This is a genomic window from Streptomyces sioyaensis, assembly GCF_004122735.1.
Classification (GTDB): Bacteria; Actinomycetota; Actinomycetes; order Streptomycetales; family Streptomycetaceae; genus Streptomyces; species Streptomyces sioyaensis.
In genome coordinates, this window is sequence record NZ_SDIF01000037.1 from 14,467 (window position 1) to 29,489 (window position 15,023).

Sequence of the window (15,023 nt, forward strand, 5' to 3'; positions counted from 1 at the left end):
GCCCGGCGGGCGCGCGTACCGGATGGACGCGTCGCCATCCACGATTCCGGGAGAAGCGCCGCCAGTATGCCCACCCGTCACGACATTCGTAACGTTGCCATCGTCGCCCACGTCGACCACGGAAAGACCACTCTCGTCGACGGCATGCTCAAGCAGGCCGGTGCCTTCGCCGAGCACGCCGCGGAGAAGCTCGACGACCGGATGATGGACTCCAACGACCTGGAGCGTGAGAAGGGCATCACGATCCTCGCCAAGAACACGGCGGTGAAGTATCACCCCAAGGACGGCGGGGACCCGATCACGATCAACATCATCGACACCCCCGGCCACGCCGACTTCGGTGGCGAGGTCGAGCGCGGTCTGTCGATGGTCGACGCGGTCGTCCTGCTGGTCGACGCCTCCGAGGGCCCGCTGCCGCAGACCCGCTTCGTGCTCCGCAAGGCCCTCGCGGCCCGGATGCCGGTCATCCTGTGCATCAACAAGACCGACCGCCCCGACTCCCGGATCGACGAGGTCGTCAACGAGACCTACGACCTGTTCCTGGACCTGGACGCGGACGAGGACCAGATCGAGTTCCCGATCGTCTACGCCTGCGCCCGTGACGGCGTCGCCTCGCTGACCAAGCCGGAGGACGGCACCGTCCCGAACGACTCCACCAACCTGGAGCCGTTCTTCACCACGCTGCTGGAGCACGTCCCGGCCCCCGAGTACGACGAGAGCGCCCCGCTGCAGGCGCACGTCACCAACCTCGACGCGGACAACTTCCTCGGCCGTATCGCACTGCTCCGCGTCGAGCAGGGTGAGCTGCGCAAGGGCCAGAACGTCGCCTGGATCAAGCGTGACGGCAGCATCGCCAACGTCCGCATCACCGAGCTGATGATGACCGAGGCGCTCACCCGCAAGCCCGCCGAGAAGGCCGGCCCCGGCGACATCTGTGCGGTCGCGGGTATCCCCGACATCATGATCGGCGAGACCCTCGCCGACCCGGAGAACCCGGTCGCGTTGCCGCTGATCACGGTCGACGAGCCCGCGATCTCCATGACCATCGGCACCAACACCTCGCCGCTGGTCGGCCGCGGCGGCACCGGCAAGGGCGCGGACGCCAAGAACGCGGTCAAGGACCGCAAGGTCACCGCCCGCCAGGTCAAGGACCGCCTGGAGCGCGAGCTGATCGGTAACGTCTCGCTGCGCGTGCTGGACACCGAGCGCCCCGACGCCTGGGAGGTCCAGGGCCGCGGCGAGCTGGCGCTGGCGATCCTCGTGGAGACCATGCGCCGGGAAGGCTTCGAGCTGACCATCGGCAAGCCGCAGGTCGTCACCAAGCAGGTCGACGGCAAGACCTACGAGCCCGTCGAGCGCATCACGATCGATGTGCCCGAGGAGCACATGGGTGCCGTCACCCAGCTCATGGGCACCCGCAAGGGCCGGATGGACAACATGTCCAACCACGGCTCGGGCTGGGTCCGCATGGAGTTCGTCGTCCCGTCCCGCGGTCTGATCGGTTTCCGTACGGAGTTCCTGACCAACACCCGCGGTACCGGCATCGCGCACTCCATCCACGAGGGCCACGAGCCGTGGTTCGGCGAGCTGAAGACCCGTAACAACGGCTCGCTGGTCGCCGACCGCGCCGGTGCCGTCACCGCCTTCGCGATGACGAACCTCCAGGAGCGCGGTGTGCTCTTCACCGACCCCGGCACCGAGGTGTACGAGGGCATGATCGTCGGTGAGAACTCCCGCGCCGACGACATGGACGTGAACATCACCAAGGAGAAGAAGCTCACCAACATGCGCTCCTCCTCCGCCGACTCCTTCGAGGCGATCGTCCCGCCGCGCAAGCTCTCCCTGGAGCAGTCCCTGGAGTTCTGCCGCGACGACGAGTGCGTCGAGGTGACCCCGGAGGCCGTGCGCATCCGCAAGGTCGTCCTGGACCAGAAGGAGCGCGGCCGCACCGCCTCCCGCGCCAAGCGGTAACACCCGCCGCCGGGATTCCGGAACGTGGTGAAGGGGCGCCCCTCTGCGTGAGGGGCGCCCCTTCGGCGTTCCGGGCCGCCGTTTCGCGTCCGGGGGCGGCGGCCCGTTCCGTTCCTCCGGCGGCCGCGTCCCGCTCGCCGGCGGCGTTGTCAGTGGTCGGCGGCAGACTGGGGGCATGACGCAGACGACGAAGATCGAAACGGGTCGAGGGATCGCGACGCTGATCAACGTGTTCACCGTGCTGCCCGAGCGGCAGGCGGAGCTGGTGGCGCTGCTGAGCCGGGCCACCGAGGAGACGATGCGGGACCGGCCGGGGTTCCTCTCGGCGAACCTCCACGCCAGTGCGGACGGCGAACGGGTCGTCAACTACGCCCAGTGGGAGAGCGAGGCGCACTTCCGGGCGATGCTGGCCGATCCGGCGGCGCAGGAGCACATGACGCAGGCCGCCGCGCTGGCGGAGTCCTTCGACCCCCGGATATACGCGGTGGAGTCCGTCCACCACACCTCGGGGGCCGCTCTCTGATCCACCGGGCCGCCCCTGTCGCGGGGCGGCCCCCGGGCCGGGCCGATCGGGCATACGGGGGTTTTCTCGGGCCTCCGGAGCAGTGGCGGTCGCCGTCGAAGTGCGATACGTCCCGCTTTGCGATCTCATGTGGGCTGGGCAGGAGTCCGGACCTGAGGAGGCATCATGCGGGGAGCCACCCTCGCGAAGTGGGCCGTCTGCGCCGCCGCCACCGGTCTGACGGCCACGGCGTGCGGGGGCGGCGGCGCGGCGAGCGCCGGGGTGGTCAGTGCCTCCTGGGGGGATCCGCAGAATCCGCTGGAGCCGGCGAACACCAATGAGGTCCAGGGCGGCAAGGTCCTGGAGATGCTCTTCCGCGGCCTCAAGCGGTACAACCCGAAAACGGGCGCCGCGGAGAATGTGATCGCGGACCGGATCGCGACCGCGGATTCGCAGCATTTCACCGTCACCCTGAAAGACGGCTGGAGCTTCAGCAATGGCGAAAAGGTCACCGCCCATTCCTTCGTGGACGCCTGGAATTACGGGGCGCTGCTGACCAACAAGCAGAAGAACGCGCCGTTCTTCCAGTACATCGACGGCTTCGCGAAGGTGCACCCCGCGAGCGGAACCCCCACGGCCAAGACGCTGTCGGGGCTGGCGGTGAAGGACGCGCGGACCTTCACCGTCACGCTCAACCAGAAGTTCTCCAGCTGGCCGGACACCCTGGGGTACACGGCCTTCATGCCGCTTCCCCATTCCTTCTACACGGACCATTCCGGATGGCTGCGCAAGCCGGTCGGCAACGGACCGTACCGCGTGGACTCCTATGAGAAGGGGTCCGTGCTGCGGATGCGGAAATGGGGGAAGTACCCGGGGTCGGACCGGGCGCAGAACGCCGGCATCGATCTGCGGGTCTACACCGACAACAACACCGCCTACACCGATCTGCAGGCCGGCAACCTCGATCTCGTCGACGACGTGCCGGCCGCACAGCTCAAGAGCGTGAAATCGGACCTCGGAGACCGGTACCTCAACCAGCCGGCCGGGATCATCCAGACCCTCACCTTCCCGATGTACGACAAGGCGTGGGGCGGGCCGGGAAAGGACAAGGTGCGGCGCGGGCTGTCGATGGCGATCGACCGGAACCAGATCACCCGGGAGATCTTCCGGCGGACCCGGACCCCCGCCACGGACTGGACCTCGCCGGTGCTGGGCGCGGACGGCGGCTACAAGGCGGGGCTCTGCGGCGAGGCCTGTGTGTTCAACCCGAGCCGGGCCCGTCAGCTGATCAAGGAAGGCGGCGGGCTGCCCGGCGGCCGGATGACCGTGACGTACAACGCCGACACCGGCTCCCACAAGGACTGGATCGACGCCCTCTGCAACAGCATCAACACCTCGCTGGGCAGCGACAACGCCTGCACCGGGGCGCCGGTCGGGACCTTCGGCGACTTCCGGAACAAGATCGCGGCCAAGCGGATGGGCGGCCCCTTCCGGGCCGGCTGGCAGATGGACTATCCCCTGATCCAGAACTTCCTCCAGCCGCTCTACTACACCAACGGCTCGGCGAACGACGGGAAGTTCAGCAACCACGGCTTCGACGCGCTGGTGGACAAGGCCAACGCGCAGACCGACACCGGCCGGGCGGTCGCGGCCTTCCAGGACGCGGAGAAGGTCCTCGCCGCGCAGATGCCGTCCATTCCGCTCTGGTACCAGAACGGCAGCGGCGGCTATTCGGAACGGATCAGCAATGTCTCGCTGAACCCGTTCAGCGTGCCGGTCTACAACGAGATCAAGGTCAACTGACCGTGGTGTGAGGGAGGTTGGCGCTCTATGGGACGGTATGTGATCCGGCGGCTGCTCCAGATGATCCCGGTGTTCATCGGCAGCACCTTCCTGATCTTCTTCATGGTCTACGCACTGGGCGACCCGGTGGCCGCGATGTTCGGCGAGCGCTCGCCCGACCCCGCCACCGCCGCACAGATCCGCCGCGAGCTCTACCTCGACGCCCCGCTGTGGAAGCAGTACCTGCACTACATGGGGCAGATCTTCCAGGGGAACTTCGGCACCGCGTTCAACGGCCAGTCCGTCACCGAGCTGATGGCCTCCGCCTTCCCCGTCACCCTGCGGCTCACGGTGGTCGCCATCGTGATCGAGATGGCGGTGGGCATCGTGCTGGGGGTCTTCAGCGGGCTGCGGCGCGGCCGGGGCATCGACACCTCGGTGCTGGTCCTCACCCTCGTCGTGGTGTCCATCCCGACCTTCGTCAGCGGCTATCTGCTGCAGTTCGTGTTCGGGGTGCAGTGGGGCTGGGCCGCGCCGTCGGTCTCCCCGGACGTACCGCTGAACGAACTCCTGCTGCCCGGGCTGGTGCTGGCGCTGGTCTCGCTCGCCTACGTGACCCGGCTGACCCGGACCTCGATCGCGGAGAACGTCCGCGCCGACTACGTCCGTACGGCCCTCGCCAAGGGCCTGCCCCGGCACCGGGTCATCACCCGCCATCTGCTGCGCAATTCGCTGATCCCGGTCGTCACCTTCATCGGCACCGACATCGGCGCCCTGATGGGCGGCGCGATCGTCACCGAGCGCATCTTCAACATCCACGGCGTCGGGTACCAGCTCTACCAGGGCATCCTGCGGCAGAACTCACCGACCGTGGTGGGCTTCGTGACGATCCTGGTGCTGGTCTTCCTCCTCGCGAATCTCCTCGTCGACCTGCTGTACGCCGTCCTCGACCCGAGGATCCGCTATGCCTGAGCCCACTGTCCCCAAGGAAGCCATCGGCCACGGCGACGGCGGCTCCGCCGCGCTGGCCATCGGCGAGGCGGAGTCGCTGGAGCGGCGGCCCGGTGCGGCCCCGCCGGGCGCCGGTCCCCCCGGCGGGGTGCCCGCCGGCAAGCCCCGCAGCCTGTGGAGCGACGCCTGGCACGACCTGTGCCGCAACCCCGTCTTCGTGCTCTCCGCGCTGGTCATCCTCTTCCTGGTGCTCATCGCGATCTGGCCGCAGCTGATCGCCACCGGCAACCCCTACCGCGCCGACCTCGCCAAGGCGCAGCAGGGGTCCCAGCCCGGCCACCCCTTCGGCTTCGACACCCAGGGCCGGGACGTCTACACCCGGGTGGTCTACGGGGCCCGCGCCTCCATCACCGTCGGGGTCTGCGCCACGGCCGGCGCCGCGCTGCTCGGCAGCCTGCTGGGCGGGCTGGCCGGCTTCTTCGGCGGCTGGTCGGACACCCTGCTCTCCCGGGTCGCCGACATCTTCTTCGGCATCCCGGTGATCCTGGGCGGTCTGGTCTTCCTCTCCATGATCACCAGCACGACGGTCTGGCCGGTGGTCGGCTTCATCGTGCTGCTCGGCTGGCCGCAGATCTCCCGGATCGCCCGCGGCTCGGTGGTCACCGCCAAGCAGAACGACTACGTGCACGCCGCACGGGCGCTGGGCGCCGGCAACGGACGGATGCTGCTGCGGCACATCGCGCCGAACGCCGTCGCACCGGTCATCGTCGTCGCCACCATCGCGCTCGGCACGTTCATCGCGCTGGAGGCGACGCTCTCGTACCTGGGCGCGGGGCTGAAGCCGCCCACCATCTCCTGGGGCATCGACATCTCCACCGCCTCCCCGTACATCCGCAGCGCGCCGCACATGCTGCTGTGGCCGGCGGGCGCGCTGAGCATCACGGTGCTGGCGTTCATCATGCTCGGCGACGCGGTGCGCGACGCCCTCGACCCCAAGTTGCGCTGAGGAGCCGGACGATGACGAACCAGGAAGCCGCCCCGGGGCCCGCGGGCGCCGCGGCGGCCGTCGCCGCTCCGCCGCTGCTCGACGTCCGCGATCTGCGGGTCGAGTTCCGGACCCGCGACGGGGTGGCGAAGGCCGTGGGCGGCGTCAGCTTCCGCGTGGCGCGGGGGCAGACGCTGGCGGTGCTCGGGGAGTCCGGCTCGGGCAAGTCCGTCACCGCCCAGGCCGTGATGGGCATCCTCGACTCCCCGCCGGGATTCGTCACCGGCGGCGAGATCGTCTTCCAGGGGCGCGATCTGCTGACCCTGCGCCCGGAGGAGCGGCGCCGGGTCCGCGGCGCGAAGATGGCGATGATCTTCCAGGACGCGCTGTCCGCGCTGAACCCGGTCCTCAGCGTCGGGGCCCAGCTCGGGGAGATGTTCCAGGTCCACGAGGGGATGTCCCGTAAGGAGGCGCGCGGCCGGGCCGTGGAGCTGATGGAGCGCGTCGGGATCCCGGCGGCCAGGGAGCGGGTGGGCGACTATCCGCACCAGTTCTCCGGGGGGATGCGCCAGCGGATCATGATCGCGATGGCGCTGGCCCTGGGCCCGGACCTGATCATCGCGGACGAGCCGACCACGGCGCTGGACGTCACCGTCCAGGCGCAGGTGATGGAGCTGCTGGCCGAGCTCCAGCGCGAGCTGACCATGGGTCTGATCCTGATCACCCATGACCTGGGGGTGGTCGCGGACGTCGCCGACACCATCGCGGTGATGTACGCGGGCCGGATCGTCGAGACCGCGCCCGTCCACCAGCTCTACAAGGCGCCCGCGCACCCCTACACCCGCGGGCTGCTGGACTCCATCCCGCGGCTGGACCAGAAGGGGCGGCGGCTCTACGCGATCAAGGGCATGCCGCCCAACCTGACGGCCATTCCGCCCGGCTGCCCCTTCCACCCCCGCTGCCCGCTGGCCCGGGACATCTGCCGCACCGACCCACCGCCGCTGTACGAGGCCGGGCCCGGCCGGACCAGCGCCTGCCACTTCTGGAAGGAGACCCTCGGTGACTCCACCCACCGCTGACGTGGCGGGCTTCCTGCGTCGTTGGCTATGCCGCCGCGCAGAGGGCCAGCCCGGCCCTGATAGCTGTGTTGAGCGCGCCGATCGTGTCCGCGTGCTCAAGGAAACCGCAGGCGGTGCACTCGAACCCTTCCCCGTCGCGGTTCTGCGCGGACACATGCCCGCACAGCGGACAGGTGCGGGAAGTATTGCGGGGGTCCACGGCGATCAGCTGGCGCCCGGCACATTCTGCCTTGGCAGCCAGGACCGTGAGGAATACGCCCCAACCCGCGTCCAGAATTGCTCGGTTGAGACCGGCTTTCGCGGCGGCCCCGTTTGGTTCAAAGGTATATGCCCCGCCCCGCCTGGGTTTCGGGCGGCGCGTCATGCCCGCGATGTCGAGGCGTTCGTGGGCGATCACGTCCGCATCGTGGACCAGGAAGTTGGCGGTCTTGTGTGCGTGGTCGAGACGCTGACGGCGGATCTTCGCGTGCAGGTTTGCCACCCGCCGAACGGCCTGGCGGTGCTTCTTCGTGCGGTCCTTCGCCTTGCACCGCTTGGGGAACTGGTTGAGGTTCCGCTGTGCGGCGGCCAGTTCGGCGGTGGCCTGGGCCAGCACACGCGGGTTCTCAATGTGTACGCCATCGCTGGTCGTGAGGAAGTGGGTGATGCCCATGTCGATGCCGGCCTCGCGTCCAGTGGCAGGCAGGGGCTCAAGAGGCACGTCATCGCAGGACAGCACCACGAACCACTTGCGGCCTTGACGTTTGACGCTCACCGTCTTGACCCGGCCCTTGATCGGCCGATGCTGGTGGACGCGCACGTGACCGATGCCCTGGAGACGCACGCGGGTGGTTCCGTCGCGCGGGGTGGAGTTCCAGCGACAACCGTCGCCGTCCTTGGGAAAGTCCACCGTGTCGAACCGTGTGCGGGAGCGAAACCGGGGGTACCCCGGAGTGTCACCGGACTTCATGCGCCGGAAGAACGCCTCGAACGCCTTGTTCAACCGACGCAACGTCGCCTGCTGCGAGGAGAACGACCAACGAGCCTGCTCGGGCGCGAAGGCTCGGATCTCCTTGAGCTGCCCGGACTGGTCGCCGTACCGGACCGTCGTTTTCGACGAGTGGCGCCAGGCGTCCCGCCGCTCCTGCAACGCCGCGTAGAGGTCGCAATGATCCGTGAGCATCGCCACCAGAGCTCCCCGCTGGCCCACCGTCGGCCTCAACAAGAACTTGTAGCTACGGCGCACGGATATTCACCTCCCCTCACCCATTCAATCTACGGGTCACCACTGACAACACTGCATAGTCATCTCGAAAGTCGAGGTCAGAGGCATTGAAAGAAGGCATTCCTCCATCGTCTGACGACAAGGGTCCCCTGCCCGGACATCCGAAAGAGCAGGGTGGTGGTGGCCGCGCAGCGGACGCGATGGAGCCCCGTGGGCCCCGTCGGTTCGGCGCCGGCCCCCCGACGGCCCGCGCCCCGGAACCGGTCCTGGAGGTCCGCGATCTGGTCAAGCACTTCCCGCTCACCCGGGGCGTGCTGGTCAGGAAGCAGGTCGGCGCGGTCCAGGCCGTCGACGGGGTCTCCTTCGACCTGCACCGGGGGGAAACCCTGGGCATCGTCGGCGAATCGGGCTGCGGGAAGTCCACGGTCGCCCGGCTGCTGGTCGGCCTCGAACGGCCGACGTCCGGCCACATCCGCTACCGGGGCGAGGACATCAGCACCCTCTCCGGCCGCGCGCTGAAGGCGGTACGGCGCAACATCCAGATGGTGTTCCAGGACCCCTACACCTCCCTGAACCCCCGGATGACCGTCGGCGACATCATCGGGGAGCCGTACGAGATCCACCCCGAGGTGGCCCCCAAGGGAGCGCGCCGCCGCAAGGTCCAGGAACTCCTGGAGGTGGTCGGGCTCGACCCGGAGTACGTCAACCGCTATCCGCACCAGTTCTCCGGCGGCCAGCGCCAGCGCATCGGGATCGCCCGCGGGCTGGCGCTGCGCCCGGAGATCATCGTCGCCGATGAGCCGGTCTCCGCGCTGGACGTCTCCGTCCAGTCCCAAGTGGTCAATCTGCTGGAGCAGTTGCAGGACGAGTTCGACCTCTCGTACGTCTTCATCGCCCACGATCTGTCGGTCGTGCGGCACATCTCCGACCGCATCGCGGTGATGTACCTCGGGCGGCTCGCCGAGCTCGGCACCGACGTGCAGATCTACGAGCACCCGACCCACCCGTACACCCAGGCCCTGCTGTCCGCCGTGCCCGTCCCCGACCCGGACGCCCGCACCCACCGGGACCGCATCCTGCTGGCGGGCGACGTCCCCTCGCCCGCCAGCCCGCCCTCCGGCTGCCGCTTCCGCACCCGCTGCTGGAAGGCCCAGGAGCTGTGCGCCGAGGTCGTCCCGCCGCTGGAGGTCCCCGCGGAGTTCCGGGGGACGCCGGGGCCGGCGCGGCATGCGTCGGCGTGTCACTTCGCCGAGGAGCGCGCGGTGGTGCCGAGCGAGTAGCCGCGCGGCCCACGCACAACGGAGCCCGCCTCCCGTAGGGGAAGCGGGCTCCGGCGGGGGACGGCCCGGTCAGCCGGTCGTGCCGGACTCCTCGGCCGGGCCGGCGTCCTCGATCGCGGCCAGTGCCGGGTCGAGGATGATGTCCTCGTCCCGGGCCGCGGTCGTGGGCTCCTCGGGGAAGTGGCAGGCCGTCAGGTGGCCCCCGGCGTTGCCGCTGATCTGGACCAGCGGCGGCTCCTCGGTCGCGCACTTGTCCTGCGCCTTCCAGCAGCGCGTACGGAACCGGCAGCCGGAGGGCGGGTTGACGGGGGAGGGGACGTCGCCGGCGAGGCGGATGCGCTCGCGGTCCTCCTCCTCGCTCTCCACCAGCTTGGCCTCGGGCACCGCCGAGAGCAGCGCGTGGGTGTACGGGTGGCGCGGCCGGTGGTAGATCTCGTCGCGGGAGCCGACCTCGACGATCTTGCCGAGGTACATCACCGCGACCCGCTCGCTGAAGTGCCGCACGATCGCCAGGTCGTGGGCGATGAACAGGAACGCGATGCCCAGCTCGCGCTGGAGCTTCTGGAGCAGGTTGACGACCTGCGCCTGGATGGAGACGTCGAGCGCGGAGACCGGCTCGTCGGCGACGATCAGCTTCGGCTCCAGGGCGAGCGCCCGGGCCACCCCGATGCGCTGGCGCTGGCCGCCGGAGAACTCGTGCGGGAAGCGGTTGTAGTGCTCCGGGTTGAGGCCCACGGTCTCCAGGAGCTCGCGGATCCGCTTCTCCCGGCCGCCGGTCGGGTTGATCCCGTTGATCTCCATCGGGCCGCCGATGATGGTGCCCACCGTCTGCCGCGGGTTCAGCGAGGCGTACGGGTCCTGGAAGATCATCTGGATCTCGGAGCGGACCGGCGCCAGTTCCTTGCGGCCCGCGTGGGTGATGTCCTGGCCCGCGTAGGTGACCTTGCCGGAGGTCGGCTCCATCAGCCGGGTGAGCAGCCGTCCGGTGGTGGACTTGCCGCAGCCCGACTCACCGACCAGGCCGAAGCTCTCGCCCGCGTGCACGGTCAGGTCGACGCCGTCGACCGCCTGCACCGCGCCGACCTTCCGCTTGAACGGAAAGCCGCCGTAGATGGGGAAGTGCTTGGTCAGGCCCTCGGCGGTGAGCAGCGGCTCGCCCGGCGTGGGCGCGGCGTCGCGCGGCGCCGGGAGGGTGACGTGGTCTGTCATGGTGGTCGCTCCCTAGCCCAGCCGGGGCTTGATCTGCTCGGTGAAGATTGTCTGCTTCTGCTCGGCGCTCAGATGGCAGGCGGCGGCGCGGCCCGCCTCCAGCAGCGGCCGCTCGTCGGTGCACCGCGCCCCGCCGACCTCGTCCGTGAAGCCGCAGCGGGGGTGGAAGGCGCAGCCCGAGGGCGGGTTGAGCAGGCTCGGCGGGGTACCCGGGATCGGGTGCAGCGCCTCGCTGACGTCCGAGGAGAGCCGCGGCATCGAGCTGAGCAGGCCCCAGGTGTACGGGTGGCGGGGCTGGGTGAGGATCTCCTTGACGGAGCCCCGCTCCACGGCCCGGCCCGCGTACATCACCAGCAGCTTGTCCGCCGTGTTGGCGACCACGCCGAGGTCGTGGGTGATCAGGATGATCGCGGAGCCGAACTCCTGCTGGAGGTCCTTGAGCAGGTCGAGGATCTGCGCCTGGACGGTGACGTCCAGGGCGGTGGTCGGCTCGTCGGCGATCAGCAGCTGGGGGTTGCAGACCAGCGCCATGGCGATCATCGCGCGCTGGCGCATACCGCCGGAGAACTGGTGCGGATAGTCGTCCACCCGCAGGCTGGGCTGCGGGATGCCGACCTTGGTCAGCATCTCGATGGCGCGCTGCCGGCCCTCGCGCTTGCTGGCGCCGGTGTGCTTCATGAACGGCTCGGCGATCTGCCGGCCGACGGTGTAGTACGGCGACAGGGCGGTCAGCGCGTCCTGGAAGATCATCGCCATCTTGTTGCCGCGGAGCTTTTCCAGGCTCTTCTCCCGGGCCCCGGTCAGCTCGTCCCCGTCCAGGACGATTTCGCCGCCGATCTCGGTGGCCTTCGGGTTGTGCAGCCCCAGGATCGCGAGGTTGGTCACCGACTTGCCGGAGCCCGATTCACCGACGATGCCGAGCGTCTCGCCGCGTTCCAGATCGAAGGAGAGACCGTCGACCGCCTTGACGATGCCGTCCTCGGTGGAGAACCGCACGTGCAGATCGCGGACGGACAGGAAGGGGTCGGACCCGGACGGCACCTCGGTGCCTTCGGTCTTGGTGAGTGTGGTCACTTCAGGCTCTCCTAGGACAGGCGCACGCGCGGGTCGATGAAGGCGTACGTCGCATCCACGATGATGTTGAACACCAGGATCAGGGCGGCGCTGAAGATCAGCACGCCCATGACCATGGGCAGATCGAGGGTGAGGACGGAGTCGATCGCCAGGCGGCCGATGCCCGCCAGCTGGAAGGTGAACTCGGTGATCATCGCGCCGCCGAACAGCGAGCTCAGGTCCATGCCGAGGATGGTCACGATGGGGATCAGCGACCCGCGCCAGGCGTAGCGCAGGAAGACGTACGAGCTGGACATGCCCTTGGCCTTGGCCGTCCGGACGTGTTCCTCCTGCAGCTGCTCGATCATCGTCGAGCGGGACATACGGGTGTACTGCGCGGTGAAGATCGTCGCCATCACGATCCAGGGGAGCAGCAGCCCCATGAACCAGCCGGCGGGGTCCGAGGTGAAGTCCACGTACTTGGGGGACTCCATGATGCCGCTGTAGACGAAGAGACCGAGCGCGATCGGACCGAGGATGTAGATCTGCGCCGAGCTCAGCACCATCGAGACCGAGGTGAGCGCCTTGTCCAGGAACGAGCCGCGCTTGTAGGCGGCGATCAGTCCGGTGCCCAGGCCCACGGTCAGGAACACCGCGGCGCCGCCGATGGCCAGCGAGGCGGTGGTGGGCAGCCGGTCCATCAGGGTCGACCAGACGTCCTGCTTGGTGGCGAAGGAGTAGCCGAAGCACGGGGCGCTGCAGTGGCCGATGGAGTAGTCGCGGCCGGCGAAGATGCCGACGATGAAGTCCCAGAACTGGGTCGGCAGGGGCTTGTCGAGGCCGAGGTTCTGGTGGATCAGCGCGATGTTGTCCGCGGTGCAGTTCTTGCCGCAGGACATCGCGGCCGGGTCACCGGCACCGAAGAAGACGAAGAAGGTGAAGGCACTGAGCAGAACAAGGATGACAACAGCGCCGAACGTCCGGCGAAGTAGGAATTGAAGCATGGCAGTTCGCTGCTCTCAGGACGGCGGCGGCAGTGGGTGTGAGGGGTGGCTGGGAAGGCCCCGGAGGGCGCGCGTTCCGCCGTGTGCGCGCTCTCCGGAGTGCCTTCGTCAGACGAGGTGGTGCGCTCTCGTCACTTCTTGAGGAACAGCTGGTTCGGGTCGACGTAGCTGACGTCCAGGTTGTAGCGGGTGCCGCCGACGTTCGAGCCGTAGAGCTGGAGCACCTTGGTGTAGAAGACCGGCGCGGCCGGGTTGACCTTCTCCACGATGTACTGGTGCAGCTTCTGCCACTCGGCGGTGGCCTTGGCGACGTCCGTGATCTTCGTGATGCGGGCGATCTCGGAGTTCACGTGCTTGTCGTTGACGTGCGAGTAGTTCGACGCGCCGTCCTGGATGGTGGTGCCGTCGTAGGACGGCGGGATGACGGTCGAGGCGTCCGGCCAGTCCTGGCCCCAGCCGGTCATGTAGATGTCGAAGCCGTTCTTGACCTTGCCCATCTGCTCGTACCAGGAGGCGGCGTCGACCTCCTTCTTCTGCACGTTGAAGCCGGCCTTGGTCAGCGCGTCCTCGATGACGACGGCTTCCTTCTGGCGCGCCTCGGTGTTGGAGTAGGCGTAGACGAGCTTCATGCCCGTCTTGCCGGCCTCCTTGAGGAGCTTCTTGGCCTTCTCCGGCTCACCGTTGGGGTGCGAGAGCTTGCCGTAGGGGTCGTAGCCCTTCTTGTAGCCCGCGACGGTCGGGGCGAGCAGACCGCCCGCGATCTCGCCGCCGTAGCTGCCGCCGTTGACCCGGACGATCTGCTGGTTCGGCAGGGCGTAGGTGATCGCGTCGCGGATCTTCTTGTCCTTGAGGCGGTCCATGTTGAAGTTCATCTGCCACACGTAGGGCTGGTAGCCCTGGACCAGGCGCTTGCTGGCGCTGGCGTTGTCCAGCACGTTCTTGGTCAGCGTCGGGTCGACCGAGTTGGTGAAGCTGATCGCGTTCTTGGCCTCACCCTGGTCGGCCATCAGGCGCTTGGTGGAGTCCGAGGCCTGGTGGTTGAAGGTGATGTTGTACCCGTCGGGGTACTGGTGGCGCATCGGGTCCGTCTTCGGGTCCCAGTTCTTGTTCCGGACCAGCTGCATGGCCTTGCCGGACTTGAACGAGGCGATCTTGTACGGGCCGGAGCACACCGGGGCGACGTCGTAGGCGTCCTTGGTGTCCTTCGCGCTGTCCGGCACCGCGCTGTAGCCGGGCATCGTCAGCGCGTACGGCAGCTGCGAGTTCGGCTCCTTGAAGTGGAAGATGATGGTCTTCGCGTCCGGGGTGTCCAGCACGTTCTTGGGCAGGTGGTCGCCCTTGTACGGACCGTCCGGCAGCGCCTTGCGGTACGCGGTGCCGGCGCCGGACAGCCAGGTCTGGATGTAGGTCGGACCGTCGGTGATGAACTTGGAGTACAGCCGCTCGATGCTGTGGCGGATGTCCTTCGAGGTGATCGGCGTGCCGTCCTCGAACTTGATGCCGTCCTTGAGCGTGTACTTCCAGGTCTTGCCGCCGTCGGACATCTGGCCGGCGTCGGTGGCGAGGTCGCCCACGACCTTGGCGTTGCCCTTGTCGTCCTGCTTGAAGCTGGTCAGGCCGCGGAAGATCAGCTGCGACAGCGCCTTCATGTCGCTGACGTACATCTGGCCCGGGTCCAGGTGGTTGTAGCTGTCACGCTGGTAGACGCGGATGGTGCCACCGGCGTGGGCGCCCTTGACGGCGACCGCGGGGCCGGTGGAATCGGCGGCGGTACCCATCGGGATCGCCTTCGCCTGGGCCGCGGCGTCCTTGTCGGTCTGCGACTTGTCCTGGTTGGAGCCGCTGCCGCCGCTGCAACCGGTGAGCGCGAGCGAGCCGGCCGCGAGGGCCACTATCGCCGCGCGTGCTCTGCGCGTAGAAAGTGCGTTCATGGGATTCCAAGCACCTGCCTGTCAGTTGGTGACGAGATGTGCTGTCTGACGCATCCCGGGCAGACCCGGCAG

General features: G+C 68.5%; 12 protein-coding genes. 7 read left to right on the forward strand and 5 right to left on the reverse strand.

Annotation, left to right across the window (positions count from 1 at the left end):
• The first annotated feature begins 66 nt into the window (after positions 1–66).
• The 6 genes from typA to EST54_RS15405 all read left to right on the forward strand — a co-directional run bounded on the left by typA (position 67) and on the right by EST54_RS15405 (position 7,270).
• The gene (gene typA / locus EST54_RS15380) at positions 67–1,971 is read left to right on the forward strand and encodes a translational GTPase TypA (protein WP_129248188.1); all 1,905 of its coding nucleotides are present in this window, start codon (positions 67–69) and stop codon (positions 1,969–1,971) included.
• A 175-nt stretch (positions 1,972–2,146) separates the two neighbouring features.
• Entirely contained in the window at positions 2,147–2,494 is a 348-nt protein-coding gene (locus EST54_RS15385) for a putative quinol monooxygenase (protein WP_129248189.1), read from the forward strand.
• A 165-nt stretch (positions 2,495–2,659) separates the two neighbouring features.
• Entirely contained in the window at positions 2,660–4,276 is a 1,617-nt protein-coding gene (locus EST54_RS15390) for a peptide ABC transporter substrate-binding protein (RefSeq protein WP_129248190.1), read from the forward strand.
• Between the two features lie 27 nt (positions 4,277–4,303).
• Positions 4,304–5,227, forward strand: coding sequence for an ABC transporter permease (locus EST54_RS15395; protein WP_129248191.1), 924 nt, complete (start codon positions 4,304–4,306; stop codon positions 5,225–5,227).
• A complete protein-coding gene (locus EST54_RS15400) occupies positions 5,220–6,212 on the forward strand; it encodes an ABC transporter permease (protein WP_129248192.1) in 993 nt (330 codons plus the stop codon). The genes EST54_RS15395 and EST54_RS15400 overlap by 8 nt, the downstream gene beginning before the upstream one ends.
• Before the next feature lie 11 nt (positions 6,213–6,223).
• Positions 6,224–7,270 (forward strand): ABC transporter ATP-binding protein, encoded by a 1,047-nt coding sequence (locus EST54_RS15405; protein WP_239012743.1) that lies wholly within the window; start codon positions 6,224–6,226, stop codon positions 7,268–7,270.
• Positions 7,271–7,295: 25 nt separating this feature from the next.
• Here EST54_RS15405 and EST54_RS15410 read toward each other — a convergent pair whose 3' ends face one another.
• Positions 7,296–8,495: an RNA-guided endonuclease InsQ/TnpB family protein gene (locus EST54_RS15410; protein WP_129248193.1), complete on the reverse strand. Its 1,200-nt coding sequence runs from the start codon at positions 8,493–8,495 to the stop codon at positions 7,296–7,298.
• A gap of 179 nt (positions 8,496–8,674) precedes the next feature.
• Here EST54_RS15410 and EST54_RS15415 point away from each other — a divergent pair, with 179 nt between their 5' ends.
• Entirely contained in the window at positions 8,675–9,754 is a 1,080-nt protein-coding gene (locus tag EST54_RS15415) for an ABC transporter ATP-binding protein (protein ID WP_129248194.1), read from the forward strand.
• A 69-nt stretch (positions 9,755–9,823) separates the two neighbouring features.
• Here EST54_RS15415 and EST54_RS15420 read toward each other — a convergent pair whose 3' ends face one another.
• From EST54_RS15420 to EST54_RS15435, 4 genes are all read right to left on the reverse strand, one after another.
• Positions 9,824–10,963, reverse strand: coding sequence for an ABC transporter ATP-binding protein (locus EST54_RS15420; protein WP_129248195.1), 1,140 nt, complete (start codon positions 10,961–10,963; stop codon positions 9,824–9,826).
• Positions 10,964–10,975: 12 nt separating this feature from the next.
• Positions 10,976–12,037, reverse strand: coding sequence for an ABC transporter ATP-binding protein (locus EST54_RS15425; protein ID WP_129248196.1), 1,062 nt, complete (start codon positions 12,035–12,037; stop codon positions 10,976–10,978).
• Between the two features lie 11 nt (positions 12,038–12,048).
• On the reverse strand, positions 12,049–13,020 hold the full coding sequence (locus tag EST54_RS15430; RefSeq protein ID WP_129248197.1) for an ABC transporter permease: 972 nt from the start codon (positions 13,018–13,020) through the stop codon (positions 12,049–12,051).
• A 131-nt stretch (positions 13,021–13,151) separates the two neighbouring features.
• Positions 13,152–14,951 carry an ABC transporter substrate-binding protein gene (locus EST54_RS15435; RefSeq protein ID WP_129248198.1) on the reverse strand — a complete coding sequence of 600 codons (1,800 nt, stop codon included), beginning with the start codon at positions 14,949–14,951 and terminating at the stop codon, positions 13,152–13,154.
• Positions 14,952–15,023: the final 72 nt, after the last annotated feature.

What these genes read in the sequence shown, in the direction of transcription:
- typA (WP_129248188.1), top strand. Translation starts at nt 67, where the DNA reads ATGCCCACCCGTCACGACATTCGTAACGTTGCCATCGTCGCCCACGTC.
- EST54_RS15385 (WP_129248189.1), top strand. Translation starts at nt 2,147, where the DNA reads ATGACGCAGACGACGAAGATCGAAACGGGTCGAGGGATCGCGACGCTG.
- EST54_RS15390 (WP_129248190.1), top strand. Translation starts at nt 2,660, where the DNA reads ATGCGGGGAGCCACCCTCGCGAAGTGGGCCGTCTGCGCCGCCGCCACC.
- EST54_RS15395 (WP_129248191.1), top strand. Translation starts at nt 4,304, where the DNA reads ATGGGACGGTATGTGATCCGGCGGCTGCTCCAGATGATCCCGGTGTTC.
- EST54_RS15400 (WP_129248192.1), top strand. Translation starts at nt 5,220, where the DNA reads ATGCCTGAGCCCACTGTCCCCAAGGAAGCCATCGGCCACGGCGACGGC.
- EST54_RS15405 (WP_239012743.1), top strand. Translation starts at nt 6,224, where the DNA reads ATGACGAACCAGGAAGCCGCCCCGGGGCCCGCGGGCGCCGCGGCGGCC.
- EST54_RS15415 (WP_129248194.1), top strand. Translation starts at nt 8,675, where the DNA reads ATGGAGCCCCGTGGGCCCCGTCGGTTCGGCGCCGGCCCCCCGACGGCC.
- EST54_RS15420 (WP_129248195.1), bottom strand. Translation starts at nt 10,963, where the DNA reads ATGACAGACCACGTCACCCTCCCGGCGCCGCGCGACGCCGCGCCCACG.
- EST54_RS15430 (WP_129248197.1), bottom strand. Translation starts at nt 13,020, where the DNA reads ATGCTTCAATTCCTACTTCGCCGGACGTTCGGCGCTGTTGTCATCCTT.
- EST54_RS15435 (WP_129248198.1), bottom strand. Translation starts at nt 14,951, where the DNA reads ATGAACGCACTTTCTACGCGCAGAGCACGCGCGGCGATAGTGGCCCTC.